The organism is Tepidimonas sediminis (assembly GCF_007556605.1).
Classification (GTDB): domain Bacteria; phylum Pseudomonadota; class Gammaproteobacteria; order Burkholderiales; family Burkholderiaceae_C; genus Tepidimonas; species Tepidimonas sediminis.
Window position 1 is genome coordinate 315,608 of record NZ_VJND01000001.1, and the last position, 18,565, is coordinate 334,172.

Sequence of the window (18,565 nt, forward strand, 5' to 3'; positions counted from 1 at the left end):
ATGTTCAGAGATCGGGCAGCTCGACGGCGGCCACCTCCAGGCCGGCGCGGACGAGGTCCAGGGGCAGCTCCAGCGCCACCGCCGCGCCCACGGCGGCCAGCAGCGTGTGCGGGCGCACGCGCCGCAGCAGCGTCTGCACACCGGGGTGATCCAGCGCCAACACGGGCCGCGCGCCGCCGGCGCGCGCCAGCGTCACCCAGCCGTCCTCGACGGTGACGAAGCGTCCGCCCTGGGCGACGTGCTCGGCGCGCAGCGGGTGGTCGGCCTGGTCGCTGTAGAACAGCACCGCGCCGTCCGAAAGCTCGGCCAGGCTGGCGCAGACCTCGCAGTCGGCGTTGAGCACCGCGCAGCCTTCGGGCAGCACCACGTCGACCTGCGTGCGCAGCACCTTGCGCATCTGTTCCTGGGTGGTGATGAAGTGATCGTCCAGCCCCCGCGGCGGCGGCACGTCGGTGACGACGCCGATCAGGCAGCGGTCATACGGCAGCCCCTCGTCGAGGATGCTGCGCGGCGAGCTTTCGATCACGGCGGCCTGCACGCGGCGGTTCATCAGGATGCGCTGGCCGGCCTCCCATGGCGAGGGGGCGCCGGCGTCCACCGGCTGCATCTGCAGATAGATCCGCCCGTCGCAGGCCACGCCGGTGTGCTGGCCGCCGCGCTGCAGCAGCCAGCCGATCAGCCGCGCCAGCGCCGCGGTGTCGCGCGTGCCGGTGACGCCGACGATGGGGATACGGCCCGTCTGGCCCGGCGGAAAGAGGTGGGCCACGATCGCCTCGCCGACCGGCCGCGGTGTGCCGCGCGCGGGCTTGAGGTGGGGCAGCAGCCCGGGGCCGGCGTTGACCTCGACGATGGCGCCGCCCTGTTCGGCCAGCGGGCGGCCGATGTCCTGCACGACGAGGTCGATGCCGGCGATGTCCAGACCCACGACGCGCGCGGCCAGCGCCGTCAGCTCGGCGATGTCGGGGTGCACGAGGTCGGTGACGTCGTCGGTCAGCAGACCCGTGCGCTGCACCAGCACCCGCCGGCCGGCCTCGGGCACGCTGTCGGGGGTCAGCCCCTGGCGCTGCAGCTCCAGCATCACGTCGCGGTTTTCCGGCAGGCGGATGGTGTCGAGCGGGTATTCCTCTTCCTCACCGCGGCGCGGGTCGCTGTTGATGTCGCGCTCGATCAGCTCGCGCACCGTGTGCTGGCCGTCGCCGGTGATCCAGGCACATTCGCCGCGGCTGGCGGCCACCATGCGCCCGCCCACCACCAGCACGCGGTGCTCGGTGCCGGGGATGTAGCGCTCCACCATCACCTCCGAGCCCTCGCGCTCGGCGAGCCGGCAGGCAGCTTCCAGCTCCTCGCGCGTGCGCACGTCCAGCGACACGCCGCGCGCATGGTTGGCGTCGGAGGGCTTGACCACCACCGGCAGGCCGATGGCCTGCGCCGCCTCCCACGCATCCTCGACGCTTTCCACCACGCGGCCTTCCGGCACCGGCACGCCGCACTCGGCCAGCAGCCGCTTGGTCAGGTCCTTGTCGCGCGAGATGCCCTCGGCGATCGCGCTGGTGCGGTCGGTCTCGGCGGTCCAGATGCGCTGCTGCTGCGCGCCATAGCCGAGCTGCACGAGGTTGCCGCCCTCGATCAGACGGATGTGCGGGATGCGCCGCGCCGTGGCCGCATCGACGATGGCGGCGGTGCTGGGCCCCAGCGCCCAGCGATCCACCAGGCCCTTGAGCCGCTTGACGGCAGCCACCAGGTCGAACGGTCGGTCGTCGATGGCCGCGCACAGCAGGTCGCGCGCCTCCAGCACCGCGGCCTGTGCCACCTCGTACTGGCGGGCGCGGATCACCATTTTGTACACGCCGCGTCGGTCGGTGGAGCGGGTCTGCCCGAAGCCGGTGGGCAGCCCCGCGAGGTTGAGCAGCTCGATGGCGACGTGCTCCAGGATGTGGCCGGCCCAGGTACCCTCGCGCAGCCGCTGCAGGAAGCCGCCACGTTCGCCGACGCCGCAGTGATGCTCCACCAGCCCCGGCAACCAGGCCGTCAGCCGTTCGGTCAGGCCGGGCAGGGTGTTGGAGGGACGGTCCTCCAGCGGACCGATGTCGATGAGGGCTTCCAGCGCCGCGCGGTAGGTCCACAGGTTGGGGCCGCGCAGATGGCGCATGCGCAGGATCTCGATGGTGGTGGGGGGCATGGGCGGGTTCCAGGAGGCACCGTAGAATGCGGGGCCCCGTCCGTTGCTGTCAAGCGCTATTGTGGCGGTTGTGCGCGGGCCGCGTCCTGTTACAACCGCAACCGAATTGCAACATGTCGTATCCGAAGCCGTCACCCGTGGCCGATGCGGCAGCCGTGCCGCCGATCTGGCGTGCCACGGTGGCGGCCACCGGCGCTGCGGCCGAAGCCTGGCTGCAGACCGACCTGGACGAGCAGCTGCGCTTCGCCGAAGGGCTGTTGTGGATCGCCGGTGCGCAGCTGCTGTGGGCCCCACGGCCCGATGCGGCGGTGCAGCGCTGGCCGATCGGAGCCGGGCTGTCGCTGCAGATGCACGATCAGCATGGCGTGGCGACACTGGAGCTGCTGGAGCTCGACGCCGACGGCCAGCCGCAGCGTCGACTGGCGGTGTGGAGCTGCACCCTCGGGCGGCAGCTGGCGGCCCGCCGGCTGCTGGAGCGCTTCGAGGCGCGGCGCGAATCGAGCCCCGATCCGACGTCGGCGGCCATCCCGGCGCAGACGCTGCAGTGTCCGGTCTGCCACAGCCCGATGGAGCCCGACGACGAGGCGTGTTCCGTGTGCACGCAGGTGGTGGAGACACCGCCGACGACACGCACGCTGCTGCGGCTTTGGCGCTTCGCGCACCCGTACCGCTGGCAGCTGCTGCTGGGCTTCGTGCTGATGCTGGCCTCCACCGCGGCCACGCTCGTGCCGCCGTACCTGACGATCCCGCTGATGGACGACGTGCTGATCCCGTTCCAGAACGGACAGCCGGTGGACTGGGGGCTGGTCGGGCTGCTGCTGGCGGGGCTGTTCGGCGCCGCGGTGCTGGCCTGGGGGCTGGGCTGGGCCAAGACCTACATCCTGGCGCTGGTGTCGGAGCGCATCGGCGCGGATCTGCGCACCACCACCTACGAGCACCTGCTCGGCTTGTCGCTGGAGTACTTCGGCAACCGCCGCACCGGCGACCTGATGGCGCGCATCGGCTCGGAGACCGACCGCATCAACATCTTCCTGTCGCTGCACCTGCTGGACTTCGCCACCGACGTGCTGATGATCCTGATGACGGCGGTGATCCTGTTTTCGATCAGCCCGCCGCTGGCGCTGGCCACCCTGCTGCCGCTGCCGTTGATCGGCTGGCTGATCCACGTCGTGCGCGACCGGCTGCGCACCGGCTTCGAGAAGATCGACCGCGTCTGGGCCGAGGTGACCTCGGTGCTCGCCGACACCATCCCCGGCATCCGCGTCGTCAAGGCGTTCGCGCAGGAAGCGCGCGAGGCCGAGCGCTTCCGCGACGCCAACCGGCACAACCTGGCGGTCAACGACCGGCTCAACCGGCTGTGGTCGCTGTTTTCGCCGACGGTGTCGCTGCTGACCGAGGTCGGCCTGCTGGTGGTGTGGGGTTTTGGCATCTGGCTGGTGGCGCGCGGGCAGGTGACGGTGGGGGTGCTGTCGGCGTTCCTGGCCTACATCGGGCGCTTCTACACGCGGCTGGACTCGATGAGCCGCATCGTCTCGGTGACGCAGAAGGCCGCCGCCGGCGCCAAGCGCATCTTCGACATCCTCGACCACAGGAGCAGCGTGCCGGAGCCGGTGCAGCCGGTGCCGCTGCCCCCGGTGCGCGGGCACCTGAAGCTGGAGGGGGTGAGCTTTCGCTACGGCAACCGCAGCGTCATCCAGGGGCTGGATCTGGAGATCCGCCCCGGTGAGATGATCGGCCTGGTCGGCCACAGCGGCTCGGGCAAGAGCACGCTGGTCAACCTGATCTGCCGCTTCTACGACGTCGCCGAGGGGCGCATCCTGATCGACGGCGTGGACGTGCGCGACGTGCGCGTGGCCGACTGGCGGCGCCACATCGGGCTGGTGCTGCAGGAGCCGTTCCTGTTCTACGGCACCATCGCCGACAACATCGCCTACGGCAAGCCCGACGCCACGCGCGAGCAGATCGTCGCCGCCGCGCGCGCCGCGCACGCGCACGAGTTCATCCTGCGTCTGCCGCAGGGCTACGACACGCTGGTGGGCGAGCGCGGGCAGGGGCTTTCGGGCGGAGAGCGGCAACGCATCAGCATCGCGCGCGCGCTGCTGATCGATCCGGCGATCCTGATCCTGGACGAAGCCACCGCCAGCGTCGACACCGAGACCGAAAAGGAGATCCAGAAGGCGCTGGACAACCTGGTGCGCGGGCGCACGACGATCGCCATCGCGCACCGGCTCTCGACGCTGCGCCGCGCCGATCGTCTGGTCGTGATGGACAAGGGCCGCAAGGTGGAGGAGGGCACGCACGACGAGCTGCTGGCACGCCGCGGCGCCTACTGGCGCCTGTACGAGGCGCAGCAACGCCAGGCCGAGGCGCAGCGGCAACGCTGGAGGGACGATGTCAGCGAAGCCTGAGACCCAGGGGATCGCCCGCGCAGCCGGGGAGGGCGCGGCCGAAGCGGATGCGCGGCTGCGCCGCAATGCGCTCGGTCAGCTGCAGTGGCGCCGCGATGACGGCGTCTGGATCGGGCCGGTGACGCCGGTGCGCGCCTTTCCGATCCAGGCGCCGCAGGCGGAGGTGGCGCTGCTGGGGCCGGATGGGCACGAGGTGGCTTACTGGTCCGATCCGGCCGCGTTGGCGCCGGGCGAGCGCGCCCTGCTGGAGCAGGCGCTCGCGGAGCGCGAATTCCTGCCGCGCATCCTGCGGCTGGTGGAGGTCAGCTCCTTTGCCACGCCGAGCACCTGGACGGTGGAGACCGACCGCGGGCGCACGCGCTTCGTGCTGAAGGGCGAGGAGGACATCCGCCGCATCGCCCCGGGCGTGCTGCTGGTGCAGGATGCGCACGGCGTGCAGTACCTGATCCGCGATCCGCAGCGGCTGGACCGCCACAGCCGGCGCTTGCTCGATCGCTTCATGTGAGGCGCGCCTGCGCCCCACGCCTGTCATCACTTCAGGTTTCCGCTGAGAAATTGCTGCAGCCGCTCGCTGCGCGGCTGGCGCAGCACCACCTGCGGGTCGCCCTGTTCCTCGATGCGCCCCTGGTGCAGGAAGATCACGTGGTTGGAGACCTCGCGCGCAAAGCCCATCTCGTGCGTGACGACCACCATCGTGCGGTGCTCCTCCGCGAGTCCCTGCATCACGCGCAGCACCTCGGTGACCAGCTCGGGGTCGAGCGCGCTGGTGGGCTCATCGAACAGCATCACCTCCGGCTCCACCGCCAGCGCCCGCGCGATGGCCACGCGCTGCTGCTGGCCGCCGCTCAGGTGTGCAGGGTAGCGGTCCTCCACCCCGAGCAGGCCGACGCGCTCCAGGTACTTGCGCGCGGTGGCCACCGCCTCGTCGCGCGGCACCTTCAGCACGTGCATCGGCACCTCGATGACGTTTTGCAGCACCGTCATGTGCGCCCAGAGGTTGAAGTTCTGGAACACCATCGCCAGGCGCGTGCGCAGCCGCTGCAGCTGGCGTGGGTCGGCGGCCTGCAGCTCGCCGCCGGGGCCGGGGCGCAGCCGCAGCTCCTCGCCGGCCACGACGATGCGCCCCGCGTGCGGCCGCTCCAGCAGGTTGATGCAGCGCAGGAAGGTGCTCTTGCCCGAGCCTGAGCTGCCGATGATGCTGATGACGTCGCCGGCGCGCGCAGTCAGCGAGACGCCCTTGAGCACCTCGTGCGTGCCGTAGCGCTTGTGGATGTCGTCGACCTGGAGCTTGATCGGGGCAGGGGTCGTTGGCATGGTCATGGGGCAAGGGGGTGTCAGGCCGACAGCAGGTCGCCGCTGCGGATCGGGCGCGCGCCGGCGACCTTGGCCACTTCGAGACCGGCGATGGCGTAGCGCTCGCGGCTGCGCGCGTAAAGCGTGCCACCGTGGGCGGCCGTCAGCGTCGTCACGCGATCGCTCATTGGGTCGACGATGTCGGCCACGGCGTCGCCGGGCTGCAGCCGCGCGCCCACCGGCGCCCGGAAGACGATGACCCCCGGATGCGGCGCGCGCAGGATCTCGGTGCCGGCCAGCGGCGTGGGCGTGCAGCGCGGCGGCGGTGGGGTGCCCGGGTCGCCCGCCAGGACGCCGATCTGCTGCAGGTAACGCACGATCGCTTCGGCGTCCTGCGCCGCCAGCGCGTGATCGACATCGGCCTCGCCGCGCAGCTCGACGGTGGCGCTGGCGCACGCCTGCGGCAGCGGGGCTTGGCTTGCCTCGGCACGCAGCCGCGCCGCCAGCTGCGACCACAGGCCGGAGAGCTGCTCGTCGAACGGCTGGCCGCCGGCACCGTAGTCCGCCACGAGCACCGTCTCGGCCCCCAGCCACGCCGCCAGCGGCTCCAGCTGCGGCCAGCACGCGGTTTCGCTGTAGAGGTGCAGCACGGCCTCGCTGTCACAGTGCAGGTCCAGCACCACGTCGGCGTCCACGGCCAACCGCATCAGCGTCAGCCGCAAACCCTGCAGCTCGGTGGCCGCGGGCCGCTCGGCCAGCGCCTGCCGCACCGCCTCGCGCACCCGCTGCACGTTGGCCTCGGCATCCGGCCCGAGCGCGGCCCCGACCCGTTCCCACGCCAGCGTCGCCAAGTCGGGATAGTGGCGGTTGAAGTTTTCCGAGGTGCCGAGCTCGAAGCGTCCGAGCGGCCGGTGGTCGAGGCGCTGCGCCAGCCCGATCGGGTTGGCCGCCGGCACCAGCACCACCTCGCCGCGCAGCGCGCCGGCGCTTTCCGCTTCCAGCAGCCGGCGGCGCAGGTGGTGCGCCACCAGCATGCCCGGCAATTCGTCGGCATGGAGGCTCGCCTGCACGTACACCTTCGGGCGGGCGCCCGCGACACCGAAATGCAGGCTGGTGACGGTGCGCTGCGTGCCAAGGCTCGAGCAGGGCAGGGGATGGTGCTCAATGCGCATGGGGTTCAAGTCCGCCGCGGCCCGAGGTAGGCCAGGAAGCGCCGCTCGGCCAGCCGGAACAGCCCGACCAGCGCGAACGTGATGACGAGGTAGATCGCCGCGGCGAACAGGTACGCCTCGAACGGCAGGTAGAAATCCGAATAGACGCGGCTGGCTGCGGCGGTCAGATCCAGCATCGCCGGCACGGTGCTGGCCAGACTCGTGCTGTGCAGCATCATCACCACCTCGTTGCTGTAGGCCGGCAGGCTGCGTCGCAAGGCGCTGGGCAGCACGATGCGCCACAGCACCTGCCGCGGGCTCATGCCCATCGCACGCGCAGCCTCGATCTCGCCGGGCGGGGTCTCGCGCATCGCGCCAGCAATGATCTCGGCGGTGTAGCCCGCGGTGTTGAGGGCAAAAGCCAGCAGCGCGCAGAAGAACGCCTCCTTGAACCAGGTCCACGGCCAGACCTCGTCCCAGCGCGCCTGGATCCACTCCAGCTGCGCCAGCCCGTAGTAGATCAGATAGACCTGAATCAGCAGCGGCGTGCCGCGGATGACGTAGGTGTAGGCGCCAACGACGCGGCGCAGCCAGGCGTGACGGCTGGTCAGCGCCAGCGCCATCGCCAGCGCCAGCACACCCCCCACCGCGAGCGAGCCCAGCAGCAGCTTCAGCGTCGTGGCCAGCCCTTCGGCGTAGAGCTGCAGCTGGGCGGGCTCGAAGATGACGGACCAGTTCATGGTGGCGGCCTGCGGATTCAGCCGTGCTGCCAAGCCTCGGCCGGCCGCACCCCGGCGCTGAAGCGCCGCTGCAGCCGCCGCAGCGCCCACAGCGACGCCGAGGTGTAGAGCAGGAACAGCGCGCCGACGAACAGGAAGAAGAAGAACGGCTCACGCGTGGCGGCCGAAGCCTGCTTGGCCAGGAAGGTCATGTCCTTCAGGCCGATGAGGCTGACCAGCGCCGTGCTCTTGATCAGCACCAGCCAGTTGTTGGTGAAGCCGGGCAGGGCGTGGCGCACCATCTGCGGCAGCGTGATGCGCACGAAGGTGGCCAGCCGCCCCATGCCGAACGCCCACGCCGCCTCCATCTGGCCGCGCGGCACCGCCAGGATCGCGCCGCGGAACGTCTCGGTCATGTAGGCCCCGTAAATGAAGCCGATCGTGGCCACGCCGGCGGCGAACGGGTTGATGTCCACTGGCTCGGGCGAGCCCAGCGACTCCAGCAGCGCGTTGAGCCCGATCGTGCCGCCATAGAAGACGAGCAGCATCAGCACCAGCTCCGGCACGCCGCGGATCACGGTGGTGTAGAGCGTGGCCAGCGCCACCAGCGGCGCGCGACCCGACAGCTTGGCGCTGGCGCCAAGCAGCCCCAGCAGCACCGACAGCAGCAGCGCACCGAGCGAGACGCCCACCGTCAGCAGGGCGCCTTGCAGGATGCCGGGCAGGTAGTCGAACATCGGGCTTCAATGACGACGCGCCGCCGGGACGCAGTGCCCGGACGGCGCGACGTTCAGGGCAGTGCGATCAGTTGCCGTACGGGTCGAAGTCGAAGTACTTCTTCGCGATCTTCTCGTACGTGCCGTCGCTGCGGATGGCCTTGATGGCGGCGTTGATGTCGGCCTTGAGCTTGTCCTGGCCCTTGCGCATCGCCACGCCGACGCCGTAGCCGAAGTACTTGACGTCGTAGAGGTCCGGACCGACGAAGCCGTAACCCTTGCCTTCGGGCTTGCTCAGGAAACCACCGGTGACCTCGACCTTGTCGGCCACGGTGCCGTCCAGGCGCCCGGCCTTGATGTCGAGGTAGACCTGATCCTGCGCCTCGTAGGGGATGACCTGCACGCCAGCCGGCTTGAGTTCACCCAGCGCATACTTCTCCTGCGTGCTGCCCTTGAGCACGCCGATCTTCTTGCCTTTCAGCGAGGCGGGCCCGCTGTACGGCGTACCCTGCTTGACGACGATGCCGCTGGGCGTCTTGTAGTAGCGGTCGCTGAAGTCGACGACCTTGAGCCGCTCGTCGGTGATCGACATCGAGCTGATGATGACGTCATACTTGCGCGCCTGCAGACCCGGGATCATGCTGTCCCAGACCTGCTCGACGTAGACGCACTTGCGGTTGAGCTTGGCGCAGATCGCCTCGGCGATGTCGACGTCGAAGCCGGTGGGCTTGCCGTCCGGCGTCTTGTAGGTGAACGGCTCGTAGGTGGCGTCGATGGCCACGCGCAGCACGTTGCCTTGCTGCGCGTGGGCGGCACCGGCGGCCAGCAGCGCGGCGGCCACGGCGGTGCTGAGCAGGAGTCGTCGTTGCATGATGGTTCGGTGAAAAGTGGAAGGTGCGGCCATTGTAGGCCGGCCGGGCCGGGGTGCGGGGTCGACGTGGGGTTTTTCCGGGGAGTCGTGGTCAGTGGCTTGGCCTTGGCCGTCACTTAACATAATACACATTGTGGAACTTTCGGATGACCGGAGGCGAGGGTGAGCGCCGGCCCGCGCGCACCGGCCAGCGCCCGGGAACCGCGCATGGCGCCCGTCACCACGATCCCTTCGGCCGGCTGGCCCGCAGCGCCGCAGCGAGGCGCTGCACGACGTGCTCGCGGCCGCTGCGGCGCGCGAAGTCCAGCGCGTCGAGCCCCTGCTGGTTGCGCACCGTCGCGTCCGCGCCCTCCGCCAGCAGCAGGTCGACCACCTCCGAGCGCCCGTACAGCGCCGCCATCATCAGCGGCGTGGTGCCGTTGGGCGACTCGGCGTCCAGGTACGCGTGGTGGTCCAGCAGCAGCCGCGTGATCGGCAGCGCGGCCTCGGTCTTGCCGCTGGCCGCGTAATGCAGCGGCGTCCAGCCCGGCCGGTTGACCTGCGCGCCACGGCGCAGCAGCGCGCGCACGATGTCCTCGTGGCCGCGCAGCGCGGCGATCATCAGCGCGTTCTCGCCGGCCGGGTTGGTGGCCTCGACGTTCAGATCCCACTGCTCGGCCAAGTGCCTGGCCACCTTCAGCGCGTCGCGCTGCAGCGCCAGCACCAGCGGCGGGTTGAGGTCGGGATCCGGCGTGTTGATGTCGAGCCCGCGCAGCTGCAGCTCGAGGATGGTGCTGACGTCGTCGCGGATGATGGCGGTGATGAAGCGGTCGTAGGCACGCTGGGCGCGTGCGGGGGGTGCGACGGCCAGCGTCGCGACCGAAACGATCGTCGACAGCAGAAGGAGATGGCGCCGCTTCATGATCCTTCCCGCGAACTCGTGGATGGCACGCGCCAGGGCCTGCCCATCGGGCATGGCGTCACGCCTGGCCGGCGGTGGACTCCTGTTGCACGCGGTCGAACAGCCGGGTGAAGTTGTCGCTGGTGATGCGGCCGACCTCCTCGGCCGTGACGCCATGCAGTTCGGCCAGCTGCGCCGCCACCAGGGGCACGTAGGCCGGGGTGTTGACCTTGCCGCGGTGCGGCACCGGCGCCAGGTAGGGGCTGTCGGTCTCGATCAGCGTGCGATCCAGCGGCACCAGGCGCGCCACCTCGCGCAGGCTGGCGGCGTTCTTGAACGTCACGATGCCGGAAAACGAGATCAGGAACCCAAGGTCCAGCGCTGCGCGCGCCACCTCCAGGCTTTCGGTGAAGCAGTGAAACACCCCGCGCGCCGGCGGCAGTCCGTCGCCGCCGGTGGAGCCCAGCCCGCCCTCCTCGCGCAGGATCGCCAGGGTGTGGTCCGCCGCGGCGCGCGTGTGGATCACGAGCGGCAGGTCGGCGCGGCGCGCGGCGCGGATGTGGACGCGGAAGCGCTCGCGCTGCCACTCCATGTCGGCCACCGTGCGTCCTTCCAGGCGGTAGTAGTCCAGCCCCGTCTCGCCGATGCCAACCACGCGCGGACGCGCGGCCAGCTCCAGCAGCCGCTCGACGGTGGGGGCTTCGTCATGCTCGTGGTCGGGGTGCACGCCGACGGTGGCCCACAGGCGCGGGCTGCCGTCGGCCCCCTGCAGCGCGAGCCGGTGCACGGCGTCGAAGCGCTCCAGCGTGGTGCCGATGCACAGCGCGCGCGTCACGCCGGCGGCGCGCATCGCCGCCAGCACCGCGGGCAGGTCGGCCTGCAGTTCGGGAAAGTCGAGGTGGCAGTGGGAATCGGTGTACATCGTCGGCTCGGGGAGGTACGGGGCGCGTCCGGGCGGTGCCCGCTGGCGGGTCAGACGGTCTGGGTCGGCTTGTCCGAGGCCAGCAGCGGCCCCAGGATTTCCTCGATGCGCGCCTTCAGCGCCCGCGCCCGCTCGTCGTGCGGAAAGCGGATGCCCACGCCCTGCGTACGCGCCCCGGTGGCGCCGGGCGGGGTGATCCAGGCCACCTTGCCGGCCACGGGGTAGCGCTGCACGTCATCCGGCAGGGTCAGCAGGACGTAGACGTCCTGCCCCAGCGTGTACTGGCGCGCCGAGGGCACGAAAATGCCGCCTTCGGCGAACAGCGGGATGTAGGCCGCGTACAGCGCGGACTTTTCCTTGATCGTGAGCTGGATGACCGTCGGACGGGGGTGCGCGGCCGCGTCGCCACCGGCGGGAGGGCCCATGTTCATGCGCGCGAGTGTAGCGCCGGCCCGGCCGCCGCGAAGGCGGCGCGCACCCGCTCGGCCCAGGCCGCGGTCCACAGGGCCGCCTGATGGGGATGCTCGATGCTGCGCTGGGCCTGCTGCAGCGCGCGCCACAGGGCAGCCAGCCGCGCGGGGTCGGCGCCCGCCGGCAGCGCCGCGGCCTCGAAATGGCGCGGCGTGCCGCCATGCGCCTGCACCAGGGCGTCGTGGCACAGCAGCATCAGCAGCGTGAGCTGGCGTGGCAGCGGCCAATCCGCCACGACCTCCAGGTCGGCGTCGGCCAGCAGGCGCGGCAGGCGCCGCCACAGCGCGGCGTCCATGCCGAGCCGCGCCCACGCCAGCGCCTCGTCCAGGCGCCCCGCTGCCAAGCGCCAGCAGGCCATCAGCGCATCCGGCTGCGCCGTCAGCCCTTCCTGCGCGGCCACCTGCTGCAGCCACGCCAGCCCCTCCTGCTCGGGCGGCCAGCCCAGCGCATGGCGCTGGCAGCGGCTGCGGATCGTCGGCAGCAAGGCATGCGCGGCCTGCGTGGCCAGCACGAAGCGCACCGCCGGCGGCGGCTCCTCCAGCGTCTTCAGCAGCGCGTTGGCCGATTCCGCATTGAGCCGCTCGGCCGGGTGGATCAACACCACCTTGGCGCGGCCGCGCGCACTGGTGGTCTGGGCAAACGCCAGCGCCGCCCGCGTGGCCTCCACCCGGATCTGCCGGCTCGGCTTGATCTCCTTGCGCTCGAGACGCTCCTGGGTGAGCGGATCGAGCGGCCAGCCCAGCTCCAGGGCGAGCGCCTCGGGCAGCAGCACGAACAGGTCGGGATGGGTACGCGCCTGCACCGCGTGGCACGACGGGCAGCCCCCGCACGCCCTGCCCTGTCGCGGCGCCTCGCACAACCAGGCCGTGGCCAGTGCCAGCGCCAGCGCATATTGACCGAGTCCGGCCGGGCCGTCCAGCAGCAGCGCGTGGCCGCGCTGCGCCAGCAGCACATCGAGTTCGCGCATCAGCCAGGGCGGCAGCGTCTCGTTCATGCCAGCACCCCCCGGGCCCGGCAGACCGCCAGCACTTCGGCCCACACGGCCTCGAGCGGCTGGGTGGCGTCCAGCCGCACGATGCGCCGCGGCGCCGCGGCGGCGCGCGCGGCGTAGCCGGCGCGCACCCGCTCGAAGAAAACCTGCGGTTCGGCCTCGAAGCGGTCAGGGGCGCGCGCGGCCGCCAGCCGCGCCGCCGCCACCGCGGGCGGGACGTCGAACCACAGCGTCAGGTCTGGTTCGCGCAGCCCGCCGGCCCCGTCCGCCTGCACCCAGTGCTCCAGGGTGCGCAGGATCACCGGGTCGAAGCCGCGCCCCCCGCCCTGGTAGGCGAACGTGGCGTCGGTGAAGCGGTCACACAGCACCACGCAACCCCGTGCCAGCGCGGGCTCGATGACGCATCGCAGATGGTCACGCCGTGCCGCGAACACCACCAGCGCCTCGGTCAGCGCGTCCATCGGCTCCTCGAGCAGACAGGCGCGCAAGCGCTCCGCCAGCGGCGTGCCACCCGGCTCGCGCGTGACCTGCACCGCCCGGCCCTGTGCCCGCAACGCCTGCGCCAGCGCCGTCAGGTGCGTCGACTTGCCGGCGCCGTCGATGCCTTCGAAGGTGAGGAACAGCCCCCCGGTGGATGTCGTCATGGAAGATGATCGTATACGCTGGCGCGTGCCGGACATCGAGGATCGGGGTGGCGCCATGCACGCGCCTGCAGCGTCACCGCGTCGCCGGCCGCCGGTACGCGCGGCAGGTCGACCCTGCGCGGTTCGCCGTCCTGGATGAAGCCGAGGGCGGTCAGCCGCCCCTCTCCCGGTGTCTGCGTACCCTCCTGCACGATCAGCAACGCGCAGACGGGCTCGTGCCCCCACAGCAGCGGCGAGGCGTGCCGATGCAGCACGGGGCGATCGCGTCGTCCGTAGGCGGCCAGCGCTCCGGCCAGGTGGATCGGCGCAGCCACGACCAGCGCGCCGTCCGGTCCCAGCCCGTCCACCCACTGCGCCGCCGCGCGCGCCGGCAGCCGGCTCCAGGAAGGCTCCTCCATCCAGGCCAGCACCTGCCCGCGTCCGACCAGCAGCGCCAGGGCGAGCGCCACCAAGGCCGACGCCATCCGCCGCACCCGACGTGCGAAGTCGGATCCGAACCGGGCCCAACCGGGTGCAGCCAGCATCAGCAAAGGTACCGCCAGCGGCAGGATCCAGCGCTCCTTGATGTCGACCATCAGCCCGGCGACCACCAGCACCAGCATCGCGGAGCCGACCACCGAAGCGTACACCGCAGCCAACGCCAGCCAAGACGGTTCGCTTCTTGGTTCCGCTTGCGGGTAGGCTTGCGGGGCGGTTCTCCCGATCTGCGCGGCTGACCGGCGCCGCGCCAGTCCCAGCAGCAACGCCGGCAGCGAAAGCGTGGCAAGCCACCCCGAGACGACCGAGAACACCCCCTGCACGACGCCGAGCTCGCCCCCGGGCCGCATCTTGGCTGCGATCGGGTCGCGCACGGCCGGCCATGCCTCGAGCACCCCCATGACATGCCACGCCAACAGCGTCACCGCCGGCAGCCAAGCCGGAAGCGCCTGCCGGGCGTGGAGCGCGATCAGCCGTGCCCAGTCCCGTCCGCCGCCCGTGGCGCGCCACCACGCCGTCAGCACCGCCGCGGCCCAGCCTGCAAGCGCCAGCACCGCGTTGTATTTGGACAGCAGCGCCGCGGCGGCCAGCACGCCGAGCAGCGCCCAGCGCGCCACGCCCAGCGGCTGGCGGGCCCGAACGAACAGCGGGGCGCTGCTTGCCGCCAGCAGCGCCAGCCAGGCGGTGGCCATCAGGCTGTGGGTCAGGGAGCGGGGCGCGTCCCACAACAGCAACGGCACGGACAGCACCCACCAGCCCGCCGCGCCGGCGGCGTGAACCGATAAGCCCGCCTGCCGCACGAACGAGGCCGCCGCCATCCCGATCGTCCACAGCGCGACGGCCTTCAACAGCACCACCGCTTCCAGAGCGGACAAGCCCAGCGTTGCGCCCAGCCCCCAGACCAGCCATTCGAACAGCGGCGGCTGCGGTCCGTAGAGCGGGCGCAGCCACTGCCGGTGCAGCACCTGCTCGGCCTCGTCGAATTCCAGCGCCGGCATCAACGCCAGGCGCAGGATCGCCCATGCTACGTACGGCACGGCCAGCCCGAGGGCGAAGCGGCGCATCGGCAGATTCATCGGCCGAGCTGATACCGCCGCACCGCGCGATTGTGCTCGTCCAGCGTGCGGCTGAAGGCGCTGGTGCCGTCGCCGCGGGCGACGAAGTACAGCGCCGGCGTGCGCGCCGGCTGCACCGCCGCCAGCAGGGAAGCCCAGCCGGGCATGGCGATCGGCGTCGGCGGCAGGCCGGCGCGGGTGTAGGTGTTGTAGGGCGTGTCGGTCAGCAGGTCGCGGCGGCGCAGGTCGCCGTCGAACGTCTCGCCCAGGCCGTAGATGACGCTGGGGTCGGTCTGCAGCCGCATGCCCAGGCGCAGCCGGTTGACGAACACCCCGGCGATCAACGCGCGGTCGGGTTCGTGGCCGGTCTCCTTCTCGACCAGGCTGGCCAGGATCAGCGCCTCCTCGGGACTGCGCAGCGGCAGGTCGGCGGCGCGCTGCGCCCAAGCCTGGGCCAGGCGCTCGTCCATCGCGCGCGCGGCCCGACGCAGCACCTCGCTGGCGGCGCTGCGCTTGGGGTACAGATAGGTGTCGGGGAAGAAGCGTCCCTCCGCATGCGTGGCGGCCAGTCCGAGGTGTCGCGCCAGCGCGACCGGATCCTCGCCCGGGGGCAGGTCATCGACCAGGTGCTCGGCGCGGCGCAGCGCGCGCAGCACGTCGCGCACGGTCCAGCCCTCGATCAGCGTGACGCGACGCAGCGCCTGCTCGCCGCGCACCAGCTTGTCCAGCAGCTGGCCCGGGGTGGTGCCGGGCGCGATCTCGTACGCACCGGCCTTGAGCTCGCGCGCCTGCCCGGACAGCCGCAGCCAGGCAAGCAGCATCCACGCCGGCACGTCCACGCCGGCCTCGGCCAGCGCCTGCGCGATCTGGCGCGCCGACATGCCCGGCGCGATCTGCACGTCGACCACGTTGCCCCCCTCCGGCAGGCGCAGCGGCAGCGGCCGCAGCAGCCACGCCGCCACCGCTGAGGCGAGCAGCAACACCGCCGCCGCGAGCGCAACCGCCCAGCGCGCCGTGCGGCGCGCCATGCTGGAGGCGTGGGGTTGCGGACTCATCGGGGACGGCCGGGACGGCGCTGCGGGACAATACGGGCGCCGATCATAGCCGCCCGCACCGGCGGCCGTCCTCGGGCGGCGGGCCGCGGGCGCGATTGTTGCCGATTGCCATGAACGACACGATGACCTTCGATCCGTCCGACGTGCCCTGCGGCGTGCTGGCGCTGGACGACTGGGGTGTGCTGCGCGCCGCCGGGCCCGACGCCGCGGCTTTCCTGCACGGCCAGCTGACCCATGACGTGCTGCATCTGACCCCACAGGCGGCCCGGCTGGTGGCCTGGTGCACGCCGAAGGGGCGCATGCTGATGAGCGCGGTCCTGTGGCGCCCGGCGGACGACGAATGCCTGCTGGCGCTGCCGCGCAGCCGCGTGGCGCCGGTGCTCAAGCGACTGGCGATGTTCGTGCTGCGCGCCAAGGTCACGCTGCAGGATGCGAGCGACGCCTGGCGCGTGTGGGGCGCGGCGGGCGCGGCGGTACCGCCCGGGCTGACGCAGCCCTGGACGGCCCGGCGCGACGACGAGGGTCGCCTGTGGGCCCGGTTGCCGGACGGCGCCGGCTGCGCCCGGGCGCTGACGCTGCAGCCTGCCGACGGCCGCCCCCTCCAGGGCCCGGCGCTGCCAGCCGCCTGGTGGCCCTGGCTGCAGGTGATGAGCGCGGTGCCGTTCGTCACCGAGCCGGTGGTGGAGGCGTTCGTGCCGCAGATGCTCAACTACGAGTCGGTGGGCGGGGTGCACTTCCAGAAAGGCTGCTACCCGGGACAGGAAGTGGTGGCGCGCGCGCAGTTCCGTGGCGCCATCAAGCGCCGCGGCGCGCTGCTGCGCGCCGAGGGGCCGGTGGCGGCGGGGCAGGAGGTCTTCCACCCCGCCGACCCGGACCAGCCCGCCGGGCTGGTGGCCGACGCCGCGCCGCACCCGCAGCGTGGCACGTGGTACGCGGTGGTCAGCGTGCAGACCTCGGCGCTGGATGGACAGCCCCTGCGCATCGGCGCGCCCGACGGCGTCGTCGCGCGCGTCGAACCCCTGCCCTATCCGTTGCGCGACGACCTCTGAAGCGGAGCGGGCGGACGTGTGCCTGATCGGCTGGGCGTGGCGTCCCGGCACGCCCACACCGCTGTGGATCGCCGCCAACCGGGACGAGGCCTGGGATCGCCCCGCCGTGCCGCTGCGGCGCTGGCGTCTGCCGGACGGCACCGTAGTGCTCAGCGGCCGCGACCAGCTGGCCGGCGGTGCATGGCTGGCCTTCGGCGCTGGTGGGCGGTTGGCGATGCTGACCAACGTGCGCGCCGGGTCGTCGGCAGCCCGCTCGGCGCCGCGCAGCCGCGGGCTGCTGGTGACCGGCTGGCTGGGCGCCGACGCCCGCGTGCAGGACTGGCACGCGTGGCTGCGCGGCCATCCGGCCAGTGCCTATGAAGGTTGCAACCTGGTGCTGGCCGACGTCGCGACGGGCCAGTGGCGCTGGCTGACCAACGTCGATCCCCGTGGCCGAGGCGAGCACTGGGACGACCTCGAAGAAATGCACGGCTGGTGGGGCGCGGACGTGCCGGTCGGCGTGCACGCGCTGTCGAATGCCGCGCTGGACACCCCATGGCCGAAGGCCGAGCGGCTGCACGCGGCGCTGGAGGCGGTGGCGGCTGGCAACTGCGCGCTCCCGAAGGCCGAGGCGGCACTGCGGGCGGTGCTGCAGACGCACGTCCCCTGCCCGCAGGGCGATCCGGCGGCACTGACGCGCAGCCCCTGGGTCCACTGGCCGCAGCGCCGCTACGGCACGCGCAGCAGCCTGATCGCCTGGCTGGACAGCGCTGGCACGCTGCACGCGACCGAGTGGACCTACGCACCGGAACTCGGGCCGGACGGGATCCCTCACGCATCGGTCAGGCGCCGCTCCATCCACTGGTGCGGGATGCCGACCTCCTCGTGAGGCTCGCCGATCGGCCGCCATCCCTGGCGGGCATAGAAGCCGACCGCGGTGCGCTGGGCGCTCAAGCGCAGCGTGTGGTCGCCGCGCCCGCGCGCAGCCTGCACCAGCGCCTGCAGCACCCGCGCGCCGACGCCAGCGCCGCGCAGCGCGCGGTGCACCGCCATGCGGCCGATCTTGCCGACGCCGGGCTCGTCGGTGCGCAGCAGCCGACCGGTGCCCACCGCCTGCCCGAGCGCGTTGACGGCCACCGCGTGCAGCGCGTCGGCATCGGCCTCGTCCCACTCCTCGTGTTCCGGGATGCCCTGCTCTTCGACGAACACCGCGCGGCGCAGCGGCGCGGCCAGCGCCTGCAGGCGCGACCACGGCCCGGTCTCCAGGCGCAGCACGTCATCGCCGGCCTCGAAACGCTCGAACAGCTCGCGCAGCACCGCTGGCACCGGCTGCGCCACGTGGGCGCCGAGGTCGACGAACACGTAGACGATCTCCGCGGTCACCAGCGCGCGTTCGCCGCGGAACAGCGCACCGGTCATCGTCCACGACGTGCGGCCGATGCGCTCGCAGCGCAGGCCCACCTCCAGCTCGTCGTCCAGGCGGGCCGGCGCGGCATACTCGAGCGTGGCCTTGCGCACCACCGGCTCGCCGCCCAGCCGCGCCATCGCCTCGACGTATGGCAGGCCAAGCCGGCGCCAGTATTCGGTGACGCCGACATCGAAGTAGGTCAGGTAGTGGGCGTTGAAGACGATGCCCTGCAGGTCCACCTCGGACCAGCGCACGCGCAGGCGGTGCAGGCAGCGGAACTCGTGGCGTCGCATGGCA

General features: G+C 72.1%; 18 protein-coding genes. 4 read left to right on the plus strand and 14 right to left on the minus strand.

Annotated features, from left to right (window positions below):
- Positions 1-4: 4 nt before the first annotated feature.
- Positions 5-2,179, minus strand: coding sequence for a cyanophycin synthetase (locus tag Tsedi_RS01480; protein ID WP_143892859.1), 2,175 nt, complete (start codon positions 2,177-2,179; stop codon positions 5-7).
- Between the two features lie 113 nt (positions 2,180-2,292).
- Here Tsedi_RS01480 and Tsedi_RS01485 point away from each other — a divergent pair, with 113 nt between their 5' ends.
- Positions 2,293-4,587 (plus strand): cyanophycin metabolism-associated ABC transporter, encoded by a 2,295-nt coding sequence (locus Tsedi_RS01485; RefSeq protein ID WP_143892860.1) that lies wholly within the window; start codon positions 2,293-2,295, stop codon positions 4,585-4,587.
- Positions 4,571-5,092 (plus strand): cyanophycin metabolism-associated DUF1854 family protein, encoded by a 522-nt coding sequence (locus tag Tsedi_RS01490; protein WP_143892861.1) that lies wholly within the window; start codon positions 4,571-4,573, stop codon positions 5,090-5,092. The genes Tsedi_RS01485 and Tsedi_RS01490 overlap by 17 nt, the downstream gene beginning before the upstream one ends.
- A 26-nt stretch (positions 5,093-5,118) precedes the next feature.
- Here Tsedi_RS01490 and Tsedi_RS01495 read toward each other — a convergent pair whose 3' ends face one another.
- The 12 genes from Tsedi_RS01495 to mltG form a co-directional block, all read right to left on the minus strand.
- Positions 5,119-5,901: an ABC transporter ATP-binding protein gene (locus Tsedi_RS01495; RefSeq protein ID WP_143892862.1), complete on the minus strand. Its 783-nt coding sequence runs from the start codon at positions 5,899-5,901 to the stop codon at positions 5,119-5,121.
- Between the two features lie 20 nt (positions 5,902-5,921).
- Positions 5,922-7,052, minus strand: a complete 1,131-nt coding sequence (locus Tsedi_RS01500; RefSeq protein WP_143892863.1) for a succinylglutamate desuccinylase/aspartoacylase family protein — start codon at positions 7,050-7,052, stop codon at positions 5,922-5,924.
- A 5-nt stretch (positions 7,053-7,057) separates the two neighbouring features.
- Positions 7,058-7,771 (minus strand): ABC transporter permease, encoded by a 714-nt coding sequence (locus Tsedi_RS01505; RefSeq protein ID WP_143892864.1) that lies wholly within the window; start codon positions 7,769-7,771, stop codon positions 7,058-7,060.
- A gap of 17 nt (positions 7,772-7,788) precedes the next feature.
- Positions 7,789-8,487, minus strand: coding sequence for an ABC transporter permease (locus tag Tsedi_RS01510; protein ID WP_143892865.1), 699 nt, complete (start codon positions 8,485-8,487; stop codon positions 7,789-7,791).
- 67 nt (positions 8,488-8,554) lie between these two features.
- Positions 8,555-9,337, minus strand: a complete 783-nt coding sequence (locus Tsedi_RS01515) for an ABC transporter substrate-binding protein (RefSeq protein ID WP_143892866.1) — start codon at positions 9,335-9,337, stop codon at positions 8,555-8,557.
- Positions 9,338-9,554: 217 nt separating this feature from the next.
- Positions 9,555-10,238: an ankyrin repeat domain-containing protein gene (locus Tsedi_RS01520; RefSeq protein ID WP_143892867.1), complete on the minus strand. Its 684-nt coding sequence runs from the start codon at positions 10,236-10,238 to the stop codon at positions 9,555-9,557.
- A 58-nt stretch (positions 10,239-10,296) separates the two neighbouring features.
- Positions 10,297-11,139, minus strand: coding sequence for a TatD family hydrolase (locus Tsedi_RS01525; protein ID WP_143892868.1), 843 nt, complete (start codon positions 11,137-11,139; stop codon positions 10,297-10,299).
- Positions 11,140-11,189: 50 nt separating this feature from the next.
- The gene (locus Tsedi_RS01530) at positions 11,190-11,570 is read right to left on the minus strand and encodes a PilZ domain-containing protein (protein WP_143892869.1); all 381 of its coding nucleotides are present in this window, start codon (positions 11,568-11,570) and stop codon (positions 11,190-11,192) included.
- Positions 11,567-12,604 (minus strand): DNA polymerase III subunit delta', encoded by a 1,038-nt coding sequence (locus tag Tsedi_RS01535; RefSeq protein WP_143892870.1) that lies wholly within the window; start codon positions 12,602-12,604, stop codon positions 11,567-11,569. Before Tsedi_RS01535 ends, Tsedi_RS01530 begins: the two co-directional genes overlap by 4 nt.
- Entirely contained in the window at positions 12,601-13,245 is a 645-nt protein-coding gene (tmk, locus tag Tsedi_RS01540; RefSeq protein WP_143892871.1) for a dTMP kinase, read from the minus strand. The genes Tsedi_RS01535 and tmk overlap by 4 nt, the downstream gene beginning before the upstream one ends.
- Positions 13,242-14,798 carry a hypothetical protein gene (locus Tsedi_RS01545; protein ID WP_143892872.1) on the minus strand — a complete coding sequence of 519 codons (1,557 nt, stop codon included), beginning with the start codon at positions 14,796-14,798 and terminating at the stop codon, positions 13,242-13,244. The genes tmk and Tsedi_RS01545 overlap by 4 nt, the downstream gene beginning before the upstream one ends.
- Positions 14,795-15,805, minus strand: a complete 1,011-nt coding sequence (mltG, locus tag Tsedi_RS01550; RefSeq protein WP_143893060.1) for an endolytic transglycosylase MltG — start codon at positions 15,803-15,805, stop codon at positions 14,795-14,797. The genes Tsedi_RS01545 and mltG overlap by 4 nt, the downstream gene beginning before the upstream one ends.
- 137 nt (positions 15,806-15,942) lie before the next feature.
- Here mltG and ygfZ point away from each other — a divergent pair, with 137 nt between their 5' ends.
- Both ygfZ and Tsedi_RS01560 read left to right on the plus strand, forming a co-directional pair.
- Positions 15,943-16,881, plus strand: a complete 939-nt coding sequence (gene ygfZ / locus Tsedi_RS01555; protein WP_342781081.1) for a CAF17-like 4Fe-4S cluster assembly/insertion protein YgfZ — start codon at positions 15,943-15,945, stop codon at positions 16,879-16,881.
- A 16-nt stretch (positions 16,882-16,897) separates the two neighbouring features.
- Positions 16,898-17,749, plus strand: a complete 852-nt coding sequence (locus Tsedi_RS01560) for an NRDE family protein (protein ID WP_185970540.1) — start codon at positions 16,898-16,900, stop codon at positions 17,747-17,749.
- Here the strand turns inward: Tsedi_RS01560 and Tsedi_RS01565 are convergent.
- Positions 17,692-18,561: a YbgC/FadM family acyl-CoA thioesterase gene (locus Tsedi_RS01565; protein WP_143892876.1), complete on the minus strand. Its 870-nt coding sequence runs from the start codon at positions 18,559-18,561 to the stop codon at positions 17,692-17,694. The genes Tsedi_RS01560 and Tsedi_RS01565 overlap by 58 nt on opposite strands.
- Between the last annotated feature and the right edge of the window lie 4 nt (positions 18,562-18,565).